The organism is Lentzea miocenica (genome assembly GCF_033949945.1).
Taxonomy (GTDB): domain Bacteria; phylum Actinomycetota; class Actinomycetes; order Mycobacteriales; family Pseudonocardiaceae; genus Lentzea; species Lentzea miocenica.
In genome coordinates this window covers 145,863-164,751 of the sequence record NZ_JAXAVW010000016.1, presented here as the reverse complement: position 1 = coordinate 164,751, position 18,889 = coordinate 145,863, and the positions used below count along the sequence as shown (strand labels likewise).

Here is an 18,889-nt window from a genome sequence, read left to right as displayed (position 1 = left end):
CTCACTTCTCGAGACGGTGGCCGGGCGGCGAGCGGCCCGACGAAGTCTGCTGAACGTAATTCGTATGACGTATTACGTCAACGGCCGTTTGTCAGTACACTCGGCCGGCACGCTCCGCCGCGCCGGCGAGGAGTGCGACCGGAGGAACGATGACGGCATCAGGCCAGCGACCGAGCGCGCTCCCCGCCCTGAACTGGGCGCGCCGGCCGGCGAACCTGGCCAGGGCGATCACCACCGAGCTCGTGGAGCGGATCGTGCGCGGCGATCACCCCTCCGGCACGTCGCTGCCGCCGGAGCCGGTGCTGTGCGAGACCTTCTCGGTGAGCAGGACCGTCATCCGCGAAGCGATGAAGGTGTTGCAGGAGAAGGGGTTGGTTCAGGTGCGCCAGGGTGCGGGCACGCTGGTGACCCCGCAGTCGACGTGGAACGTGCTCGACGAGCTCGTCCTCGGGGCGGTCGTCGCCGAGGACGAGACGCTGGGTGTCCTCGACGACCTGGTGGTCACCCGCCGGCTGCTCGAGTCGGACATGGCCCTGGTGGCCGCTCGGATCGCGGACCAGGCCACCGTCGACGAGCTGCGCGCTGTCGTGGACCTGATGGACGAGCTGGTGGACGACCCCCATGCCTATCGCGAGCAGGACCGGGTCTTCCACGACACGATCATGCGGACGTCCGGCAACCGGATCGCCAGGGGTGTCGTGCGCGCGCTGGAGAGCCAGGTCGTCAACACCGCCAGTTACATGGGCAGAACGGATCGCGAGCTGTGCGTGGCCTCGAACCGGGGACACCGCCGCATCTGCGAGCGGATCGCGGCGCAGGACCCGGACGGTGCCGCCGAGGCGATGTTCGCCCACATCACCGAGGCGTGGCTCGTGCGTCGCAGCGACGCGGGAGATCCGGACCGCCTGGAACGGTAGTGCGGCGAGCAGTCGATCTCTGCACGGCAACCAACGAACGGAGCGGTCGGTCATGGGTGACTTCGACGGGCTGGTGGCTCTCGTCACCGGTGGTGGCTCCGGCATCGGCCGGAGCACGGCCGAGCTGTTGTCCCGCCTCGGCGCGCGGGTCGCCGTGCTCGACCTGGTGGCCAACGGCCTGCCGGAGGACATGTTGTTCGTGCGCGCGGACGTCACGGACGACCAGAGCGTCCGCCACGCCGTGGAGGCGGTGGTCGAGCACTTCGGTGGCCTCGACGTCGTGGTGAACAACGCGGGGATCGGCGCACAGGGTGACGTGGCAGCCTCGACCGACGACGAGTGGCTCAAGGTGTACGACGTCAACGTGGTCGGGATGGCCAGGGTGACCCGCGCCTGCCTGCCGCACCTGCGGAAGTCCGGTGCGGCCGCCATCGTGAACACCGGCTCGATCGCGGGCACCGCGGGTCTGCCGCAGCGGGCGGTCTACTCGGCGAGCAAGGGCGCTGTGCACGCGTTGACGCGCGCGCTCGCCGCCGACCACATCCGTGAGGGCATCCGGGTCAACGCGGTCGCGCCCGGCACCGCCGACACCCCGTGGGTGCGCAGGCTTCTCGACTCCGCGCCGGACCCGGAGGCCGAGCGCGCCGCACTGGAGGCGAGGCAACCGCACGGCCGATTGGTGACCGCCGACGAGGTCGCCGGAGCGATCGCGTACCTCGCCGGTCCGCTGTCGGGTTCGACCGCCGGGACCGTGCTCGCCGTCGACGGCGGCATGGACGCGCTGCGGTTGCGTCCCCGTGGCTGACCCCGTGAGCCGGCTGGGGCTCGGCACCTCCCCGCTGGGCAACCTGTTCACCGAGGTGACCGACGACGAGGCGCGCGCTGTGGTCGACGCGGCGTGGGAGGCCGGTGTCCGGATCTTCGACACCGCCCCGCACTACGGGCTGGGACTGGCGGAACGCCGCCTCGGTGCCGCGTTGAAGGACCGTCCGCGCGACGAGTTCGTGTTGTCCACCAAGGTGGGGCGGCTGCTGGTGCCCGATCCGGACGGCGCGGGGCGGCTCGACGACGACGGCTTCGCGGTGCCGGCAACGCTGCGCCGGGTGTGGGACTTCAGCGCGGACGGGGTTCGGCGCAGCCTGGAGTCCTCGCTCGACCGTCTCGGGCTCGATCGGGTCGACGTGGTCTACCTGCACGATCCGGACGACCACTGGGACCAGGCCGTGGGTGAGGCGATGCCCGCGCTGGCGGAGCTGCGCGAGCAGGGCGTGATCGGTGCGATCGGCGCCGGGATGAACCAGTGGCAGATGCTCGCCAGGTTCGTACGTGAGTCCGATGTGGACAGTGTGCTGATCGCGGGTCGCTACACCCTGCTGGAGCAGCCCGCGCTGGCGGAGTTCCTGCCGTTGTGCGCCGAGCGCGGGGTGGACGTGCTCGCCGCCGGGGTCTTCAACTCGGGTCTGCTGGCCAGGCAGGACGTGCCGGACGACGTCACTTACGACTACCGCGCCGCGCCAGCGGACGTGGTCGGCCGCGCCCGGCGGATCGCCGCGGTGTGCGCACGGCACGGCACGACGCTGCTGGCCGCCGCGCTGTGGTTCGCTTTCGGGCATCCGGCGGTGACCGGTGTGATCATCGGTGCCCGCGCCGAGGCCGAGGTCCGCGCGAACGTCGAGGCGCTCTCGGCACCCCTTCCGCCGGAGCTGTGGGCGGAGCTGCGGGACGAGGGACTGCTCGACGCCCGCGTCCCGACCCCTTGACCCCAGCACGGCTTTCGGCTCAGAACGGTTTCGGTCAGAACGGAGTGAGGAACGGCAATGCGACTGCTGCGAGTGGGCGATCCCGGCACCGAGGTTCCCGTGGTGCTGGACGAGGCCGGTCATGCGCGGGACCTGCGTCCGTTGACGAGTCAGATCGGCGGCGACTTCCTGGCCGACGGCGGTGTGGCGCGGGTGCGCGACGCACTGGCGAGTCTGCCGGAGCTGGACGTCACCGGGCTGCGGATCGGTGCGCCGGTCGCCCGTCCCGGTGCCCTGGTGTGCATCGGGCTCAACTACTCCGACCACGCGGCCGAGACCGCTGTGCAACCGCCCAGCGAACCCGTGGTGTTCATGAAGAACACCAACACGGTGGTCGGCCCGAACGACACCGTGCTGGTGCCCAGGAAGAGCGTGAAGACCGACTACGAGGTGGAGCTGGCCGTCGTGCTGGGTGCCACCGCGCGTTACCTGGAGAGCCCGGACGACGCGGCGGCGGTGATCGCCGGCTACGCGATCTCCAACGACGTCAGCGAGCGCGAGTTCCAGATCGAGCGCGGCGGCCAGTGGACCAAGGGCAAGTCGTGCGAGACGTTCAACCCGTTGGGGCCGTGGCTGGTCACCGCCGACGAGGTGGGCGACCCGCAGGCACTCGGCCTGAAGCTGAGCGTCAACGGTGAGGTCCGGCAGGACGGCAACACCAAGAACATGCTCTTCGGTGTGCACCACATCATCTGGTACCTCAGCCAGTTCATGGTCCTCGAACCCGGTGACGTGGTGAACACGGGTACGCCGGCGGGTGTGGCACTCGGCGTCAACGACTTCGGTTACCTGCGCGAGGGCGACACCGTGGAGCTCGCGATCGACCGGCTGGGCGTCCAGCGGCAGCGGGTCGGGCAGGCATGACCACGACGCGCCGGATCGACGCGCACCACCACCTGTGGGACCTCTCCGCCCGGCCGCAGGGGTGGCTGGACGGGCCGGACGTGCAGCCGATCCGGCGCGACTTCGGACCCGCTGACCTGCGCGCGGTGACCGGGCCGGCCGGGGTCGACGCCACAGTGCTGGTCCAGGTGCTCAACGACATCGACGAGACGGCGGACTTCCTCGCGCTGGCGGGGAGTCCGACCTGATCGCGGGCGTCGTCGGCTGGGTCGACCTCACCGCGCCCGACGTCGCCGAGCAGCTGGACCGGTTGCGCACGGGGCCTGGCGGCGACCGGCTGGTGGCCGTCCGGCACCTGGTGCAGTCCGAGCCGGATCCGGACTGGTTGATGCGCCCGGACGTGGTGGCAGGGCTGCGCGCGGTGCGGGACGCCGGACTCGCCTACGACGTGCTGACCCGCCCGCACCAGCTGCCGGCGGCGGTGCTGGCGGTGCGGGCGGTGCCGGACATGGTGTTCGTGCTGGACCATCTGTCCAAACCGGACATCGCGAGCGGGCGGCTGGAGCCGTGGGCGACCCATCTGGCCGCGCTGGCCGCGGAACCGAACGTGGTCGCCAAGGTGTCGGGCCTGGTGACCGAGGTCGGTCCGCGGTGGACGGTCGAGCGGCTGCGGTCGTACGTCGGCATCGCGCTGGAGGTGTTCGGCCCGCGCCGGCTGATGGCCGGTTCCGACTGGCCCGTCTGCCTGCTCGCGGCCTCCTACGACGAGGTCTTCGACGCCGCATCGCAGCTGTGCGAGGGCCTCTCCGCCACCGAGCGCGACCAGGTCTTCGGTGGCACGGCCGCCCGCGTCTACCGGTTGGAAGCGGGTGAACGCCCTTGAGGACGCGCTGGTGGTGGTCAGCGCAGGAGCCGGTCGACCAGGTCGTACCAGCCTGTTTCGATCCGTTCCAGCGACATGCCGTGGACGCGCACGAGGTGGTCCACGAGCACGACGTCCACTGACGACAGCAGGGTGTGGGCCAGCAGGTCCGCGTCGGCGTCCGGGAGGGCCGCGCGCACCAGCGCCGCGACGTGGGTGTGGCGCAGCCGCTTGGGCGGAACCTCGAACCGCCGGTCGGGGCCGGGCTCCGCGGCCAGGTAGAGGTCGAGGCCGGCGTGTTCGTGGCGCAGCAGAGCCGGTCCGAACTCCCTCAGTCGCGTCACCGCGCCGGCTCCGGGACCCAGCGGCGGCGGGCCGCTGAGGAACGCCTCCTGGAACCGCTGCTCGGCGTGGTCCAGCAGGGCCTGGAGCAGTCCGTTGCGGTCGCCGAAGCGGCGGGACACCGTGCCTTTGCCGACCCCGGCCGCGGCGGCCACGGTCTCCATCGTGATGGCCGCCGCGCCGTGTTCGGCCGCCAGCCGGGCCGCGGCCTCCAGCAGCCGGGCCCGATTGCGCACCGCGTCCGCACGCAGGTGTGTTTCCGTGCCGGCGAGGGGCAGGCGTGTGCCGTCGATCACCTTCTCAGCCTAGCCGGAAGGTAAACGGGCCGCGTCCCGTTTACCTGGAGGACCGTTTCACCGCAGCCTTCACCGGGAGTACGCCATGGCCGTCCGCATCCTCACCCTCGTCGGCAGCCTCCGCGCCGGATCGCACAACCGCAGGCTCGCCGAAGCCGCGGTCCAGATCGCGCCGGACCACGTCGAGGTCGGCGTGTTCGACGGACTCGACACCGTGCCGTTCTACAACGAGGACATCGACGCCGAGGGCAGCGTGCCCGCCGCCGCGGCCAGGCTGCGCGAGGCCGCTGTCGAGGCCGACGCCCTGCTGCTGGTCTCGCCCGAGTACAACGGCACCATTCCCGCGGTGCTGAAGAACGCCATCGACTGGCTGTCGCGTCCCTACGGCGCGGGCGCACTGGTCGGCAAGCCGGTCGCCGTCGTCGGCACCGCGTTCGGTCAGTACGGCGGCGTGTGGGCCCAGGACGAGGCCCGCAAGGCCGCCACCATCGCCGGCGCCGCGGTCGCCGAGGACCTGACGCTGTCGATCCCCGCCTCGGTGGTCCGCTTCGCCGACCTCCACCCGGCCGACGACCCCGAGGTCACCGAGAAGCTGACCGTGGTCATCGAAGGCCTGGCCGCCCGCACCACCGCCACCGTCTGACCGCTGCCGACCGCACGCGGGGCGCTTTCGTATCGCATGGGGGTACGAAAGCGCCCCGCGTGCGGTCTGTCAGGTGGTGCAGGCCGCCTGGTTGAGCGTGACGGCCGAGGGAGCGCTTGCCGTGCCGTTGGCGGTGAAACCGAGCGACACCGCCACTCCCGCACCCAGAGACGTGCTGTGCGACGGCGCGGTCACGGTGACCGTGGCACCGGTCTGGCTGAACGTGCCGTTCCAGCCGTTGGAGATGGTGACCCCGCTGGGCAACGTGAAGACGACGGACCACGGATTGGCGGCGCTCGTCCCCGTGTTGGTGACGGTCAGCGCGCCCTGGAAACCGCCCTGCCACGAGTTGTCCAGCTTCCAGGCCGACTTGCATCCGCCCGTACCGCCGCCGGGGGTGGTCGTGGTCGTCGTCGGGCCGGGGCCTCCGCCGGCGGGCGGGATGAGGTAGGGCTGGAGGATGTTCTGCTTCGCCTGGTTGACCGTGGCCCAGTCGTCGCTGACGATGCCGCCGGTGTCACCGGAGTTGGGGTTCCACGACCAGTAGGTGAACGAGATGCCGTTGACGCCGGTCCCGGTGTAGGCCATCAGGTTCTCCAGCCACACCTTGTCGACCGGGTTGGCCAGCGTGGTGCCGAACTCGCCCATCATCAGCGGCGCGATGTTCTGCTTGTACAGGTAACCCCAGTACTTGTCCCAGATCGCGGGCATGTTCGCCGGATAGTCGGGAGCGCTGAACCACGGCTGGTTGTAGACCGACGTCGCGTACTCGTGCGGGGAGTACACCAGCCGGCCGGGCACGGACAGGCGCACCGGGAACTGACCGGCTTTCGACAGGTTCCCGCCCCACCAGCCGCAGTCCTCGTCGTTGGACGGGTCGCCGTCCCACACGTTCGACAGCCCGCCGCTCGGGCAGCTCACGCCCTCGACGAAGATCAGCCAGTTCGGCTGCACACCCAGGATCGCGTTGCCCGCGCGTTCGGCGGCCAACCGCCAGTCGCGGGCGGTGTCGCCGCAGCCCCAGCACGAACCGGTCGCGGCCGGGTTGGTGCCCTCGGCGTGCGGCTCGTTGTGCAGGTCGGCGCCGATGACCGTGGTGTTGCCCGCGTAGCGCTGGGCGAGCATCTTCCAGTCGTTGATCCAGGTGGTCTCCGGGACGCCCGCCGTGTACCAGAGGGCGCTCTGGCCCGCGCTGGTCGGCCGGTGCCGGTCGAGGATGACGCGCATCCCCTTCTGGCCCACGTGGTCGATCACCTTGTCGAGGATCTGCAACGGCGACAGTCCCACCAGGTCGGGATTGGTGTAGTCGTTGATGCCGGTGGCCCTGGCGTCGGGTTTCAGCGCGTCGTTGGAGAACGGGACGCGCAGGGTGTTGTAGCCCAGCCGCGCCATGTGGTCGAGCTGCTGGCGCCACGTGACACTGGCCCACAGGCCGTGGAAGGTCTTGTTGTCGGTCTCCATCCCGAACCAGTTGATGCCGGTCAGGCGGACCGTCGCACCGGTGCTGTCCAGGATCTTGTTCCCGCTGGTGTGCAGGTACCCGGTGCCCGTGCCGCCCGCCGCCGCCACTGCCGCGACCTGGCCGGTCGTGCCGATGGCGACCATTCCGCTCGCGGCCACCACAGCCGTGAGCAGCGCGCCGAGAACCTTGTTCCGCCGCTTCATCCGCTCTCCTTTGAGCAAGAGGTTCATGCCGCCGTGCGGCAGAGCGTTCCGTTCAGCCTGAATGCCGTCGGCGGGATGTTCGGGCCGGTGTAGTTGCCGACGTATCCGACGCCGACGGTCGCGTCCGGTTCGATGCGGGTGGAGCCGGTGACGGTGACCGCGCTCCCGGTCTGGCTCCAGGTCGCGTTCCAGCCCGACCCCACCTGCTGGCGTCCGGTGGGCCAGTCGAACGTCAGCGTCCAGTCGGAGATCGGGTGGGTGCCGGTGTTGGTGATGTCGACACCGCCGACGTACCCGCTGCTCCAGTCGGTCACTGTGGACAGTCGCACCGTGCAGGTGCTCTGCGCGGGACCGCCGGTGGTGATGGTGAGCGGGGGAGAGGCCCAGGACACGGCACCTGCGGCGGTCCGCGCCAGCACGTTGACCGCGTACCTGGTGCCGGGGTTGAGGTTGCCGACGGTGAACGAGGTTCCGGACGTCTCGCCCCACTGCTCACCGGTCGTGCCGAGCTGACGGTGGACCTCGTACTTCACGACGCCGGGAACGGGCGGCCAGGTGATCGTCGCGGTCCGGTCGGTGACCTGGGCCGAGGCCGGTTGTCCTGGCGCGGCGGGAAGCTGGGCCGGGGCGGACGGGTGCAGGACGAGCGTCGTGAGCGAGAACGGCGGCAGCGTCCGGCTGAGCGCGTCGCCGCCGGTCGAGGTCGAGACGCCGGTCGCACCGTTGGTGAACGTGTGGACTGTCGGCGCCGCAGCGGAAGGCGTGTAACCGGCGTAGTCGATGGCGACCGTGCGTGCGTTGTCCGGATCGGAGTTGAGCAACAACACCGCGAGGTCACCGTTCAGCCGGCGTGCCGCGTGCGCCCGGACCGACGGGTCGCCGGAACCCGCGCGGACGAGCTGATCACCGGGACGGGCGAAGAGACTGAGCATCTTCAGCGCGTGGTACGGCGCGAACGGCATGTTCAACGGCGGCTCGCACGCGCCGTCCTCCAGGCAGGTTCCGCTGGAGAGCAGGCCGAAGTCGTCGTAGTCGGGCTGACCGGCCACAGTGGACGCCTTGCCGGGGCCGTTGTGGGTGTTCCACCAGTCGACGGTGAACACGCCGTTCTCCAGCAACGACGTGTACGCCTCGGCCGCGAACAACGCGCCCGGCTGGGTGTTGCGGCCGTACGTGGTGTTCAGCTCGGTCATCGCGATCCCGATGCGGTCCGCGTCCGGCCCGGCGTACCGGGTGATCTGCTGACGCAGCAGGTACGTCATGTCGGTGACCTGGTCCGCGCTCGCCATCGTCTCCGCCGCCGTCGACCCGCTGGGATACCAGTGCACGACGACGAAGTCCACGTGCGGGCCCGCGATCGAGAGCACCGTCTGGTTCCAGCTCGCGGCGTCACCGGCGGCGACGATCGCGTCCGGCCAGTTCGCCGGCGTGGTGAGCACGGCGCCGATCTTGATGGTGGGGTCGACCGCCTTCATCGCCTGGGCGTAGGCCACGGTCTCCCTGGCATAGCCGGCGGGACTCTTGTCGGGGTGGTCGTCCGCCTCCCACGCGGAGCCGTAGTGGCCGTTGCCGTAGAGCTCGTTGCCGATCTCCCAGTACTTCGCGCCGTACCCCTTGGTGATGTTGGCGTAGCGCACCCAGTCGGCAGCCTCCTGCGGCGTGCCGGTGCCGTAGTTCGCGATGATGATCGGCTGCGCCTGCGCCCTGCGCACACCGGCCATGAACGTGTCGAAGTCCGTGTTCGGCGCCACGTAACCGCCGGGAGCCGTGTGGTCCTTCCAGTGGTAGATGTCGCCGTACGAACCGCCGGGGTAGCGCATCATCCGCACACCCGCGTCACCGAGCAGGTCGGCCACCGCGTTCGTGCCGAGCTGGCTGTCCCAGATCGCGTGGTTCACGCCGAGCGCGGTGTCCGGCACGGTCGCGAGCCCCGCCCTCGCGTTGACCACGACGGTGGCGTCGGGCGCACCGGCCGCGGTGGTCGCCACGGCGGGTAGTCCGGCCGCGACGAGCGCGGCCACCAGGAGAAGCCGGCGCCTTGCCATGCGCATCACGTCCTCGTCGACGAGTCTGGGAGCGCTCCCAGACTGCTGTCCCGGTCGTCGGGGGTCAAGACGGCGTTCGGAGTCTTCGGCGACGGTCCACATTCGACTGTCCAATCGAGTCGAACGCCCTGCGGGCAAAGGGGAAACTTCAACGACCGCGGTTAGCATGCGAAGGTCGACTTCGCTCCCACGGAGGTCTCCTGATGGCGGTCCTGCCCGCGCGGGTGTTGTTCGGCGCTGCCTACTACCACGAGTACCAGCCGTACGACCGGCTCGAGACCGACCTGGACCTGATGGCGGAGGCCGGTTTCACCGTCATCCGGGTGGGCGAGTCGGTGTGGTCGACGTGGGAGCCGGAGAACGGGCGGTTCGACCTGGACTGGCTCCAGCCGGTGCTCGACGGCGCGCACGAACGCGGTATCTCGGTCGTCGTCGGCACGCCGACGTACGCGGTGCCGCCGTGGCTGGCCCGGCAGTACCCGGAGATCGCGGGCGAGCGGGCCGACGGCAGGCGCGTCGGCTGGGGTGCCAGGCAGGAGGTCGACTTCACCCACCCCGCCTTCCGCTTCCACGCCGAACGGATCACGCGCAGGATCGCCGGCCGGTACGCGGACCACCCGTCGGTCATCGGTTTCCAGGTGGACAACGAACCGGGTGTGCACCTGCTGCACAACCACGGCGTCTTCCAGCGCTTCGTCGACCACCTGCGCACGACGTACGGCGACGTCGAGAACCTCAACCGCGCGTGGGGACTGGTGTACTGGTCCCACCGGCTGTCGACGTGGGCCGACCTGTGGACGCCGGAGGGGAACGCCCAGCCGCAGTACGACATCGCCTGGCGGGCGTTCCAGGCACGGCAGACCACCGAGTTCGTCGCCTGGCAGGTGGACGTCGTCCGCGAGTACGCGCGGCCGGACCAGTTCGTCACCACCTGCCTGCACTACCCGCACGTCGCGCTCGACGACGACGAGCTGACCGACCACGTGGACGTCACCGCGGGCAACCCGTACTACGACATGCAGGACGCGCTCACGCTGCCGGACCCCACGCCCGACGACCACGAGCAGGGGTGGAAGACCCGCGGGGTGTGGGCGTTCTACCGCGGCGCGGACTGGATCTTCTCCTCCCGTCAGGAACCGTTCCTGGTCACCGAGACCAACGCCGGCAACATCGGTGCGCCGTGGGACAACCGTCCCGCCTACGACGGTCAGTGGCGGCAGGCGGCGTGGGCGTTCGTCGCGCGAGGTGCCCGGATGATCGAGTACTGGCACTGGCACACGCTGCACTTCGGTGCGGAGACCTACTGGGGCGGGGTGCTGCCGCACAGCCTGCGGCCCGGCCGGGTGTACGCCGAACTGGCACGGCTGGGCGCGGAGTTCGCCACCGCCGGCGCGACGGTCGCGGGCGTCGAACCGGACTCCGACATCGCGATCGTCTACTCGACGCCCAGCAAGTGGTTCATGCAGAAGTACCCGCCACTGTCCACTCCGGACGGTGGCCCGGACGGTGCCGCGTACCAGCGGATCTCCGACGCCTTCTACCGCGGTGCTTTCGAGGCGGGGCGTCAGGTGCGCCTGATCCACGCCCGTCAGCTGACGGCGACGCCGCCGGACGAGACCGCGCGACGGCACCCCGTGCTGGTCGTGCCCGCGCTCTACCTCGCCGACCACGACACGGTCGACTGGCTCGCCGCCTATGCCCACGCGGGCGGTCACCTGGTCATCGGGCCCCGGACCGCGTACGCCGACGAGGAGGGCAGGGCCCGCCACGAGCCTGCTCCCGGACGGCTCGTCGAGGCGGCGGGCGTCTACTACGACGAGTTCAGCAACCTCTCCCACGACCTGCGGGTGCGCGCCGCGGCGGAGTCGCCGCTCGACCTGCCCGCGGACGCCGTCGCCACCCGGTGGGTGGAGGGGTACACGGTCGTGGACGCGGACGTGCTCGTCGAGTACGACCACCACCACTTCGGCCGCTGGGCCGCGGTCACCACCCGGCGCCACGGGGACGGCCGCGTCACCTGTGTCGGCACCGTTCCCGGCCGTGACCTCGCGGCCGCGCTCGCCACGTGGCTGGCGCCGGCGCCCCGGTCGGGCTGGATCGACCTCCCCGCCTCGGTCACCGTGACGACGGGTACCTCGCCGGACGGGCGGCGCGTGCACGTGGTGCACAACTGGAGCGGCGACCGCGCCGAGGTCACGGCTCCGGTCGAGCTCACCGACCTGCTGGCCGGTGGCGGTGTCGCGGCGGGCGGGTCCGTCGTGCTGGCAGAGCGCGACGTGCGCGTGTTCGCGACCCCGCCGGGGGTCAGCGTCTAGTGACGGCGCGCCATTCCTCGGCGTCGTCGTGCGCGCCGGTGCCCGGGCGGTTCTCCCGGTACCAGTCCACGATCCGCTGCCTGCCCGCGTCCGTGATGTGAAAGCCGAGGTGGTCGCCCACCGGTGGTGAGATCAGCTGTGTCTCCATCGCGCGCTCGATCGCGTCGCGCCGGCACAGGCTTTGCAGCAGCCACGGCCACACCATGCCCTGCGCCGTCATCCACAGCACCCGGAGAACCGCTGTTTCCGGCAGAGCCGAAGCGTCGTCCGGTGAATTGTCGAGAAATCTGCCAGCGTGCATCCGAAACCCCCGTTTCTGTCTCCGTTTCGTAGTACGGCCTGGTCCTGGCCGTGGTTCATGCCAGGGAACAACTACTTTCGAGTCGAATGCGTCGGCGTCGATTCGATCGTGGACGCATTCGATCTCTTTTGGGGAGAAAGCAGGATCAGGCGCTGGACCGGTGCACCAGCGAGGTGGGCAGCAGAATGGACATCGGCAGGTTCTCGTCGCCGGCCAGGTCGGCGAGCAGGCGCCAGGTCAGGGTGCGGCCGAACTGTTCCACGTCCTGGCGCACGGTGGTGAGCGACGGCACCGCCGTCGACGCCAGCACGGAGTCGTCGAAGCCGACCACCGCCACGTCGGCGGGGATCCGGTAGCCGCGTGCCTGGAGCACCCGCATGGCGCCCAGCGCCATGATGTCCGCCGCCACGAACACCGCGTCGAGGCCGGGCGCCCTGCGCAGCAGCTCCTCCATCGCGAGCGCGCCGCTCTCGGGCGTGAAGTCGCTGTGCACCACCAGCTCCACGCCCATGCCGCGTTCCGCGAGCCCGCACCGCCACCCGCTCAGCCGGTCCATGCCGACGGCCATGTCGCGCGGGCCGGCGATCGTGGCGATCCTGCTGCGGTCGAGTGAGACGAGATGGCGCACCGCCTCCAGCGCGCCGGTGAAGTTGTCCGAGTCGACGAACGGGACGGAGCCGCCCGCGAGCGGACGACCGCCCACCACGATGGGCAGCCCCGCCTCGTACAACTTCCTCGGCAACGGGTCCTCGCCGTGCAGGCTCACCACGAGCGCGCCGTCGACGTGGCCGCCGGTGAGGTAGGCGACCTGGTCCTCACCGTCGGCCGGTTGGTTCATCATCAGCAGGAGCTGGACGTGCCGCCCGGCCAGTTCGGCGTGGACGCCGCGCAGGACGCCGGCGAAGAACGGGTCGGCGAGGACGCGGCTGCCCTGCTCGGAGATCACGAGCGCGATCGCGTCGGCCCTGCTGCCCGCCAGCGTCCGCGCGGCGTGGTTCGGGCTGTACCCGAGCAGCGTGATCGCCCGGTGCACCGCTTGACGGGACCGTTCGCTCACGTACTTCTCGCCGTTGATCACCCGGGAGACCGTCGACTTCGACACCCCGGCCATGCGCGCGACCTCCTCGATGCGCGGGCCGGGGCGCCGACTCCTGCCTTCCGTCACGAGACAGCGACCAACGCGTTGTCGCGTGCCACTCGGGCGAACCACCTCGCACTCATCTTCGGCGTGCGGATCTGAGTGGCGTAGTCGACGTGCACGATGCCGAACCGCTTCGCGTACCCCTCTGCCCACTCGAAGTTGTCCAGCAGCGACCAGCAGAAGTAACCGCGGAGATCGACCCCGGCGCTGATCGCCGCGTGTGCGGCGCGCAGGTGTGAGGCGATGTAACCGGTGCGGTCGACGTCGTCGATCGCACCGTTGCCGGAGAAGTCGTCGCGGAACGCGGCGCCGTTCTCGGTGATGTACAACGGGAGCCGCGGGTAGTCGTGGTGCAGCCGCAGCAACACGGCGGTGAGCCCGTCCGGCCTGACCTCCCAGTCCATGTCGGTCCGCGGGGCGTCGCGCCGCGGGAACGACGCGTGCCGCACGCCGACCCACGGCGACGGGCCTTCGTCGCTGCCGTTGGGCGAGGAGCTGACGTAATGCTCGGTGTAGTAGTTCACGCCGAGCATGTCCATGGGCGCCGAGATCACGCCGAGGTCGCCGTCCAGCACGCGCTCGCCGAACCCGAACGGCTCGAGGTCCGCCAGGACGTCCGCGGGGTATTCGCCGCGCAGCAACGGGTCGAGGAAGATCCGCTGCTGCAGCCCGTCGAGCCGGCGCGCGACGTCGAGGTCCGCCGGGTCGCCCAGGTCGACCGGGATGATCGGGTACATGTTGAGGGTGATGCCCACCTTGGCGTCCGGTGCGGCCGAGCGGATGGTGTCGGCCGCGAGCCCGTGCCCGAGCAGCAGGTGGTGCACCGCGGCGACGGCGTCGCCCGGATCCGTGCGGCCCGGCGCGTGAACTCCGGACGCGTAGCCGAGAAAGGCCGAGCACCAGGGCTCGTTCAACGTCGTCCACGTGGTGACGCGGTCACCGAGCGCCTCGACGGTGGCCGTCGCGTAGTCGGCGAACCGGAACGCGGTGTCGCGCGAGGCCCAGCCGCCTTTCTCCTCGAGCTTCTGCGGGAGGTCCCAGTGGTAGAGCGTCGGCCACGGCACGATGTCGTGCTCCAGCAACGTGTCGATCAACCGCCGGTAGAAGTCGAGGCCCGCCTGGTTGACGGCGCCGCCGTCCGGCCGCACCCGCGGCCAGGCGATCGAGAACCGGTAGGCCTTGAGGCCCAGGTCCGCCATCATCGCCACGTCCTGCTCGAACCGCCGGTAGTGGTCGGCGGCAGGTTCACCGCAGTCGCCGCCGACGACCTTGCCGGGCATCCGGCAGAAGACGTCCCAGATGGAGTCGGTGCGGCCGTCCACGTCGGTCGCACCCTCCACCTGGAACGCCGCGGTCGCGGCACCCCACAGAAAACCCTGCGGGAAAACAATGTTCTCCATTTTCACCCCTTGACGGCGCCCTGCATCACACCGGCGACGATCTGCCGCCCGAGCACGAGGAACACGATGAGGACCGGGACGGTCGCGAGCGTCGTCCCGGCGAGCACGAGCGAGTAGTCGACGTAGTAACCGCTCTGCAGCTTCTCCAGCGCGACCTGCATCGTCGGGTTGTCGGCGTTGAGCACGACGAGTGGCCACAGGAAGTCGTTCCAGGACTGCATGAAGGTGAACACGCCCAGCATCGCGGCGGCCGGTCGCGCGGCCGGCAAAGCGACGTGCCAGAACGTCCGCCACAGGCTGCAGCCGTCCATCCGCGCCGCCTCGACGAGTTCGTCGGGGATGGCGTCGACGAGGTACTGCCGCATCCAGAACACGCCGAACGCGGTGACGAGGTTCGGCACGATCACCGCTTCCAGTTCACCGGCCCAGCCGAACTCCGCCATCGCCATGTACAGCGGGATGATCCCGAGCTGCGTCGGCACCGCGAGCGTCGCCACCACGAACAGGAACAGCACGCCCCGGCCGCGGAACCGCAGTTTGGCGAACGCGAACCCGGCCAGCGTCGAGAGCAGCACCACCGACAGCGTCACGGTGCCGGACACGATGAAGCTGTTGCCCAGCGCCTTCCAGAACGGGATGGTGTCGATCACCCGTGCGGCGTTGGAGAAGAAGTTCCCGCCGGGGATCAGCGTGAAGTCACCGGTCAGCACCGAGTTGTCGCGGCTGGCGACCAGGTACGACCAGTAGAACGGGAACGCCGAGCCCAGCACGAACGCGCCGAGGATCCCGTACACCAGAAACGAAGGTCTGCGGCCGGTCATCGCACCGCCCTCCTGGTGACGAGGAAGTTGAGTCCCGCGACCGCGATCACGATCAGGAACAGCACCCACGCGATCGCGGACGCGTAGCCGAGGTCCAGTTGCTGGAACCCCGACTGGTAGAGGTAGAGCACGACCGTCTGGTACTGGTGCTCCGTGCCGCCGCCGCTGCCACCGGACGGTTCGAACAGCTTCGGCTCGGTGAAGATCTGCAGACCGCCGATCGTCGAGGTGACGACGACGAAGATCAGCGTCGGCTTCAGCATCGGCAACGTGATGCTGAAGAACCGGCGCAGCGGCCCCGCGCCGTCGACGAGCGCGGCCTCGTGCACCTCGCGGGGGATCGCCTGCATGGCCGCGAGCACGATCAGCGCGTTGTACCCGGTCCACCGCCAGTTGACCATCGACGCGATGGCGGCGTGGCTGCCGAAGGTCTCGGCCTGCCAGTCGATCGGGCTGATGCCCACCGCCGAGAGGACGTTGTTGACCAGTCCGTACTGCGGCCCGAACAGGTTGCCGAAGATGATCGTCAACGCGACGAGACTGGCGACGTAGGGGAGCAGCACGCCCATCCGCCAGCCGGTGCGCGCCCGCAGGTTCTCGTTGAGCAGCGCCGCGATCGCCACCGCGATGACGATCTGCGGGGCGCTGGAGAGCACGAAGATGCTGAACGTGTTGAACAGCGCGTTCCAGAACTGGCCGTCCTCGACCAGGGTCCGGTAGTTGTCCAGTCCGATGAACGCCGGTTCGTCTGCCCCCACCTCCCAGTCGAAGAGCGAGACGTAGGCCGTGTACAGCAACGGGAACAGCCCGATCGCGCCGAACAACACGAAGAACGGCGCGACGAACAGGTACGGAGAGACCTTGGCGTCCAAGCGGTTCAGCCGGTGCCGCCGCGGCGGCTGCGGGGGAGCCTGCTCGGCTCGCCCGCGGCCGTCCTTGGTGAGAACGACGGTCACTTGGCCGCCTTCTGTGCGCCCTCTACCGCGGTGCGCCACGCCTCCTCGGCGTTCTTGCCCTGCTCGACCGACTGCAGCGCCGGGCTGAAGACGGTCTCCTGGATCTGGCCGTCCGCGGGACCCTTGTACTGCGCGGCCTTGACCTTCTTGGCCTGGGTGGCGAACAGCGCGCCGGCCTTGACGTCACCGAAGTAGGCGTTGGTCTGCTCCAGCAGTTCGGGCGCGTCCAGTGCCTTGACCTGGCTGGGGAAGGTGCCCTTGGCCTTGAACGCCTTGATCTGCTGTTCCGGCGCGGTCAGCCAGGCGGCGAGTTCGGCGGCCTTCTTGGCGTTCTTGCTCTGCTTCGGCACGGTCAGGTACGAGCCGCCCCAGTTGCCACCGCCGTCGGGGAACGCGTCGGTGACGGCCCACTTGCCCTTGTTCTCCGGACCCGCCTGGGACTCGACCACGCCGAGCATCCACGACGGGCAGGTCTTGGTGGCGAACTTGCCGAGTTTGAACCCGGTGTTCCACTCGTTGCTGAAGGCCGCGAGCCTCGCCGACTGTCCCTTCGCGACAGCGGCGGTCACCGCGGTCCAGTCCGACTTGATGTCGGGGTTGGTGTCCACGACCAGTTTGTCGGACTTGTCGTAGTAGCCGGTCTCGTGCTGGTTGTGCATCGCGTTGAACACCTGTGCGGCGCTGTCGAACCAGGCGACGCCCGGGACCTTGGCGACGAACTGGTCACCCGCGGCGAAGTAGCTGTCCCACGTGGAGAACAGCGCCTTGACGCCCTCCGGGTCCGACGGCAGACCGGCCTGTGCGAACAGGTCCTTGCGGTAGCACATGGCGAGCGGGCCGATGTCGGTGCCGTAGCCGATGAGCTTGCCGTCCTTGGTGGTCATGGCTTCGGTCTTCCACTTCAGCCAGCGCCCGTCCTCGATCTTCGGGCCGATCTCCCCGAGATCGTTGAACTGTCCGGCCTTCGACATCACCTGGCTGAGGTAGCCCTCCTCGACGCCTTCGACGTCCGCGAGACCGGACCCGGCGCCGAGCTTGGTGAACAGGTTCTGGTGGTGCGGCTGCCCCTGGCCTGTCTTGCGTTGTGTGATCTTGACGTCCGGGTGCGCGGCTTCGTACTCCTTGAGCAGATCCTCGTACCCGAACTCGTTGAACGTGGCGATCGTCAGCTCGGTCTGGCCGTCCGCGGACTGACTTGCCCCGCCCGAGCCGCAGGCTGTGGTGGCGGCGGCGGACACGGCGGCGCAGATCAGCACGCTGACCCAACGGTGTCGCACGGGAGAACTCCTCTGGTCTCGGCGGGCGGGTTCTGGGAGCGCTCCCAGATGCCGAGGAGTGTCGCCCCGGTGTCGAGTGTGTGTCAAGACACACTCCGGGCCGCACCAGGCGGTTCGGGCGCGCCGAACTTGATGACCTCGTTGTTTCCGCGAGAGTCACGGTTGGAATACCTGGGAGCGTTCCCGGATGTGTGTCGTGCCGGTTACGCCATCGGTCGGAGGCGACGTGCCGACTCAGGCGCTGGCGCGGCGCACCAGGGAGGTCGGCAGCAGCAGTGACGGCGGCAGGCCGTCCTCGCCGGCGAGTTCGCCCAGCAGGCGCCAGGTCATCGTGCGACCCAGTTGCTCGACGTCCTGCCGGACCGTGGTGAGCGGCGGGGTCGCGGTCGAGGCCAGCAGGGAGTCGTCGAACCCGACGACCGCCACGTCCTGCGGAATGCGCCTGCCGCTGGCGTGCAGCACCTGCAGCACGCCCAGGGCGATGATGTCGGCCGCGACGAAGACCGCGTCGAGATCAGGTGCGCGGGCGAGCAGCTCGGTCATCGCGCGGGCGCCGCTCTCCGGCGTGAAGTCGGCTTCCGCCACCAGGTCCGCGGCCAGCTTCGCCTCGCCGAGGCCACGTCGCCACCCGCTGAGCCGGTCCAGCCCCGCTGCCATGTCGCGCGGACCCGCGACCGTCGCGACCCTCTTGCGTCCCAACGACACCAGGTGGCGCACCGCCTCCAGACCGCCGGTGAAGTTGTCCGAGTCCACGAACGGGACCGAGGCCGCGCCGAGCGGGCGGCCGCCGACGACGACCGGCAGGCCGATCTCGTGCAGCCGTTGTGGCAGCGGGTCGTCACCGTGCAGGCTCACCAGCAGCGCTCCGTCGACGTGGCCGCCGCCCAGGTAGTCGACGAGGTCGTCGTGGCCCTCCGGGCGGCTCAGCATGAGCAGCAGCTGGGTGTGCCGCCCGGCCAGTTCGGCGTGCACCCCGCGCAGCATCCCGGCGAAGAACGGATCACCGAGGACCCTGCTGCCCGCTTCGGAGATGATCAGCGCGATGGCGTTCGCCTTGCTGCCCGCGAGAGATCGGGCGGCCTGGTTCGGGCTGTAGCGGAGCCGGGCGATCGCCTCGTGCACGGCGTCGCGGGCTCTCGCGCTCACGTACGGCTCGCCGTTGATCACCCTGGAGACCGTCGACTTGGACACCCCCGCCAGCCGGGCGACCTCTTCGATCCGCGGGCCGGACCGTCGTTGCCGGTCAATCTCCGTCATGTCGTTCAT

Annotated in this window: 16 protein-coding genes and 1 pseudogene; 7 read left to right on the top strand and 10 right to left on the bottom strand. The window is 70.0% G+C overall.

Annotation, left to right across the window (positions count from 1 at the left end; translation table 11 throughout):
• Nucleotides 1-149 precede the first annotated feature (149 nt).
• The 5 genes and pseudogenes from SK803_RS20935 to SK803_RS20910 all read left to right on the top strand — a co-directional run bounded on the left by SK803_RS20935 (nucleotide 150) and on the right by SK803_RS20910 (nucleotide 4,442).
• The gene (locus SK803_RS20935; protein ID WP_319967723.1) at nucleotides 150-917 is read left to right on the top strand and encodes a FadR/GntR family transcriptional regulator; all 768 of its coding nucleotides are present in this window, start codon (nucleotides 150-152) and stop codon (nucleotides 915-917) included.
• 52 nt (nucleotides 918-969) lie between these two features.
• Nucleotides 970-1,722, top strand: coding sequence for an SDR family NAD(P)-dependent oxidoreductase (locus SK803_RS20930; protein ID WP_319967722.1), 753 nt, complete (start codon nucleotides 970-972; stop codon nucleotides 1,720-1,722).
• Nucleotides 1,715-2,677 (top strand): aldo/keto reductase, encoded by a 963-nt coding sequence (locus SK803_RS20925; protein WP_319967721.1) that lies wholly within the window; start codon nucleotides 1,715-1,717, stop codon nucleotides 2,675-2,677. The genes SK803_RS20930 and SK803_RS20925 overlap by 8 nt, the downstream gene beginning before the upstream one ends.
• 57 nt (nucleotides 2,678-2,734) lie before the next feature.
• On the top strand, nucleotides 2,735-3,580 hold the full coding sequence (locus SK803_RS20920; protein ID WP_319967720.1) for a fumarylacetoacetate hydrolase family protein: 846 nt from the start codon (nucleotides 2,735-2,737) through the stop codon (nucleotides 3,578-3,580).
• Nucleotides 3,577-4,442 (top strand): annotated as a pseudogene (locus SK803_RS20910) (amidohydrolase family protein). Before SK803_RS20920 ends, SK803_RS20910 begins: the two are co-directional and overlap by 4 nt.
• A gap of 17 nt (nucleotides 4,443-4,459) precedes the next feature.
• Here SK803_RS20910 and SK803_RS20905 read toward each other — a convergent pair.
• Nucleotides 4,460-5,059: a TetR/AcrR family transcriptional regulator gene (locus SK803_RS20905; RefSeq protein ID WP_319967717.1), complete on the bottom strand. Its 600-nt coding sequence runs from the start codon at nucleotides 5,057-5,059 to the stop codon at nucleotides 4,460-4,462.
• 85 nt (nucleotides 5,060-5,144) lie between these two features.
• On the opposite strand from SK803_RS20905, the gene SK803_RS20900 reads away from it, so the two are divergent.
• A complete protein-coding gene (locus SK803_RS20900; protein WP_319967716.1) occupies nucleotides 5,145-5,702 on the top strand; it encodes an NAD(P)H-dependent oxidoreductase in 558 nt (185 codons plus the stop codon).
• Between the two features lie 69 nt (nucleotides 5,703-5,771).
• Here the strand turns inward: SK803_RS20900 and SK803_RS20895 are convergent, their stop codons facing one another.
• Entirely contained in the window at nucleotides 5,772-7,367 is a 1,596-nt protein-coding gene (locus SK803_RS20895; RefSeq protein ID WP_319967715.1) for a cellulase family glycosylhydrolase, read from the bottom strand.
• 23 nt (nucleotides 7,368-7,390) lie between these two features.
• Nucleotides 7,391-9,412, bottom strand: a complete 2,022-nt coding sequence (locus tag SK803_RS20890; RefSeq protein ID WP_319967714.1) for a cellulose binding domain-containing protein — start codon at nucleotides 9,410-9,412, stop codon at nucleotides 7,391-7,393.
• 203 nt (nucleotides 9,413-9,615) lie between these two features.
• On the opposite strand from SK803_RS20890, the gene SK803_RS20885 reads away from it, so the two are divergent.
• The gene (locus SK803_RS20885) at nucleotides 9,616-11,727 is read left to right on the top strand and encodes a beta-galactosidase (protein WP_319967713.1); all 2,112 of its coding nucleotides are present in this window, start codon (nucleotides 9,616-9,618) and stop codon (nucleotides 11,725-11,727) included.
• On the opposite strand, the gene SK803_RS20880 is transcribed toward SK803_RS20885, so the two are convergent.
• The 7 genes from SK803_RS20880 to SK803_RS20850 all read right to left on the bottom strand — a co-directional run bounded on the left by SK803_RS20880 (nucleotide 11,717) and on the right by SK803_RS20850 (nucleotide 18,889).
• A complete protein-coding gene (locus SK803_RS20880; RefSeq protein ID WP_319967712.1) occupies nucleotides 11,717-12,028 on the bottom strand; it encodes a hypothetical protein in 312 nt (103 codons plus the stop codon). The two genes, SK803_RS20885 and SK803_RS20880, sit on opposite strands and share 11 nt — an antisense overlap.
• 145 nt (nucleotides 12,029-12,173) lie before the next feature.
• Nucleotides 12,174-13,193, bottom strand: coding sequence for a LacI family DNA-binding transcriptional regulator (locus SK803_RS20875; protein ID WP_319967711.1), 1,020 nt, complete (start codon nucleotides 13,191-13,193; stop codon nucleotides 12,174-12,176).
• Nucleotides 13,190-14,569: a GH1 family beta-glucosidase gene (locus SK803_RS20870; protein WP_319967710.1), complete on the bottom strand. Its 1,380-nt coding sequence runs from the start codon at nucleotides 14,567-14,569 to the stop codon at nucleotides 13,190-13,192. Before SK803_RS20870 ends, SK803_RS20875 begins: the two co-directional genes overlap by 4 nt.
• A 2-nt stretch (nucleotides 14,570-14,571) precedes the next feature.
• The gene (locus SK803_RS20865; protein ID WP_319967709.1) at nucleotides 14,572-15,390 is read right to left on the bottom strand and encodes a carbohydrate ABC transporter permease; all 819 of its coding nucleotides are present in this window, start codon (nucleotides 15,388-15,390) and stop codon (nucleotides 14,572-14,574) included.
• Nucleotides 15,387-16,346, bottom strand: coding sequence for a carbohydrate ABC transporter permease (locus SK803_RS20860; RefSeq protein ID WP_319967708.1), 960 nt, complete (start codon nucleotides 16,344-16,346; stop codon nucleotides 15,387-15,389). Before SK803_RS20860 ends, SK803_RS20865 begins: the two co-directional genes overlap by 4 nt.
• On the bottom strand, nucleotides 16,343-17,623 hold the full coding sequence (locus tag SK803_RS20855) for an ABC transporter substrate-binding protein (protein ID WP_406601557.1): 1,281 nt from the start codon (nucleotides 17,621-17,623) through the stop codon (nucleotides 16,343-16,345). Before SK803_RS20855 ends, SK803_RS20860 begins: the two co-directional genes overlap by 4 nt.
• Before the next feature lie 234 nt (nucleotides 17,624-17,857).
• Nucleotides 17,858-18,889, bottom strand: a complete 1,032-nt coding sequence (locus SK803_RS20850) for a LacI family DNA-binding transcriptional regulator (protein WP_319967707.1) — start codon at nucleotides 18,887-18,889, stop codon at nucleotides 17,858-17,860.

Coding starts and splice junctions, on each gene's coding strand:
- SK803_RS20880 (WP_319967712.1), bottom strand. CDS start 12,028: ATGCACGCTGGCAGATTTCTCGACAATTCACCGGACGACGCTTCGGCT.
- SK803_RS20850 (WP_319967707.1), bottom strand. CDS start 18,889: ATGAACGACATGACGGAGATTGACCGGCAACGACGGTCCGGCCCGCGG.
- SK803_RS20885 (WP_319967713.1), top strand. CDS start 9,616: ATGGCGGTCCTGCCCGCGCGGGTGTTGTTCGGCGCTGCCTACTACCAC.
- SK803_RS20870 (WP_319967710.1), bottom strand. CDS start 14,569: ATGGAGAACATTGTTTTCCCGCAGGGTTTTCTGTGGGGTGCCGCGACC.
- SK803_RS20890 (WP_319967714.1), bottom strand. CDS start 9,412: ATGGCAAGGCGCCGGCTTCTCCTGGTGGCCGCGCTCGTCGCGGCCGGA.
- SK803_RS20865 (WP_319967709.1), bottom strand. CDS start 15,390: ATGACCGGCCGCAGACCTTCGTTTCTGGTGTACGGGATCCTCGGCGCG.
- SK803_RS20930 (WP_319967722.1), top strand. CDS start 970: ATGGGTGACTTCGACGGGCTGGTGGCTCTCGTCACCGGTGGTGGCTCC.
- SK803_RS20900 (WP_319967716.1), top strand. CDS start 5,145: ATGGCCGTCCGCATCCTCACCCTCGTCGGCAGCCTCCGCGCCGGATCG.
- SK803_RS20935 (WP_319967723.1), top strand. CDS start 150: ATGACGGCATCAGGCCAGCGACCGAGCGCGCTCCCCGCCCTGAACTGG.
- SK803_RS20920 (WP_319967720.1), top strand. CDS start 2,735: ATGCGACTGCTGCGAGTGGGCGATCCCGGCACCGAGGTTCCCGTGGTG.
- SK803_RS20895 (WP_319967715.1), bottom strand. CDS start 7,367: ATGAAGCGGCGGAACAAGGTTCTCGGCGCGCTGCTCACGGCTGTGGTG.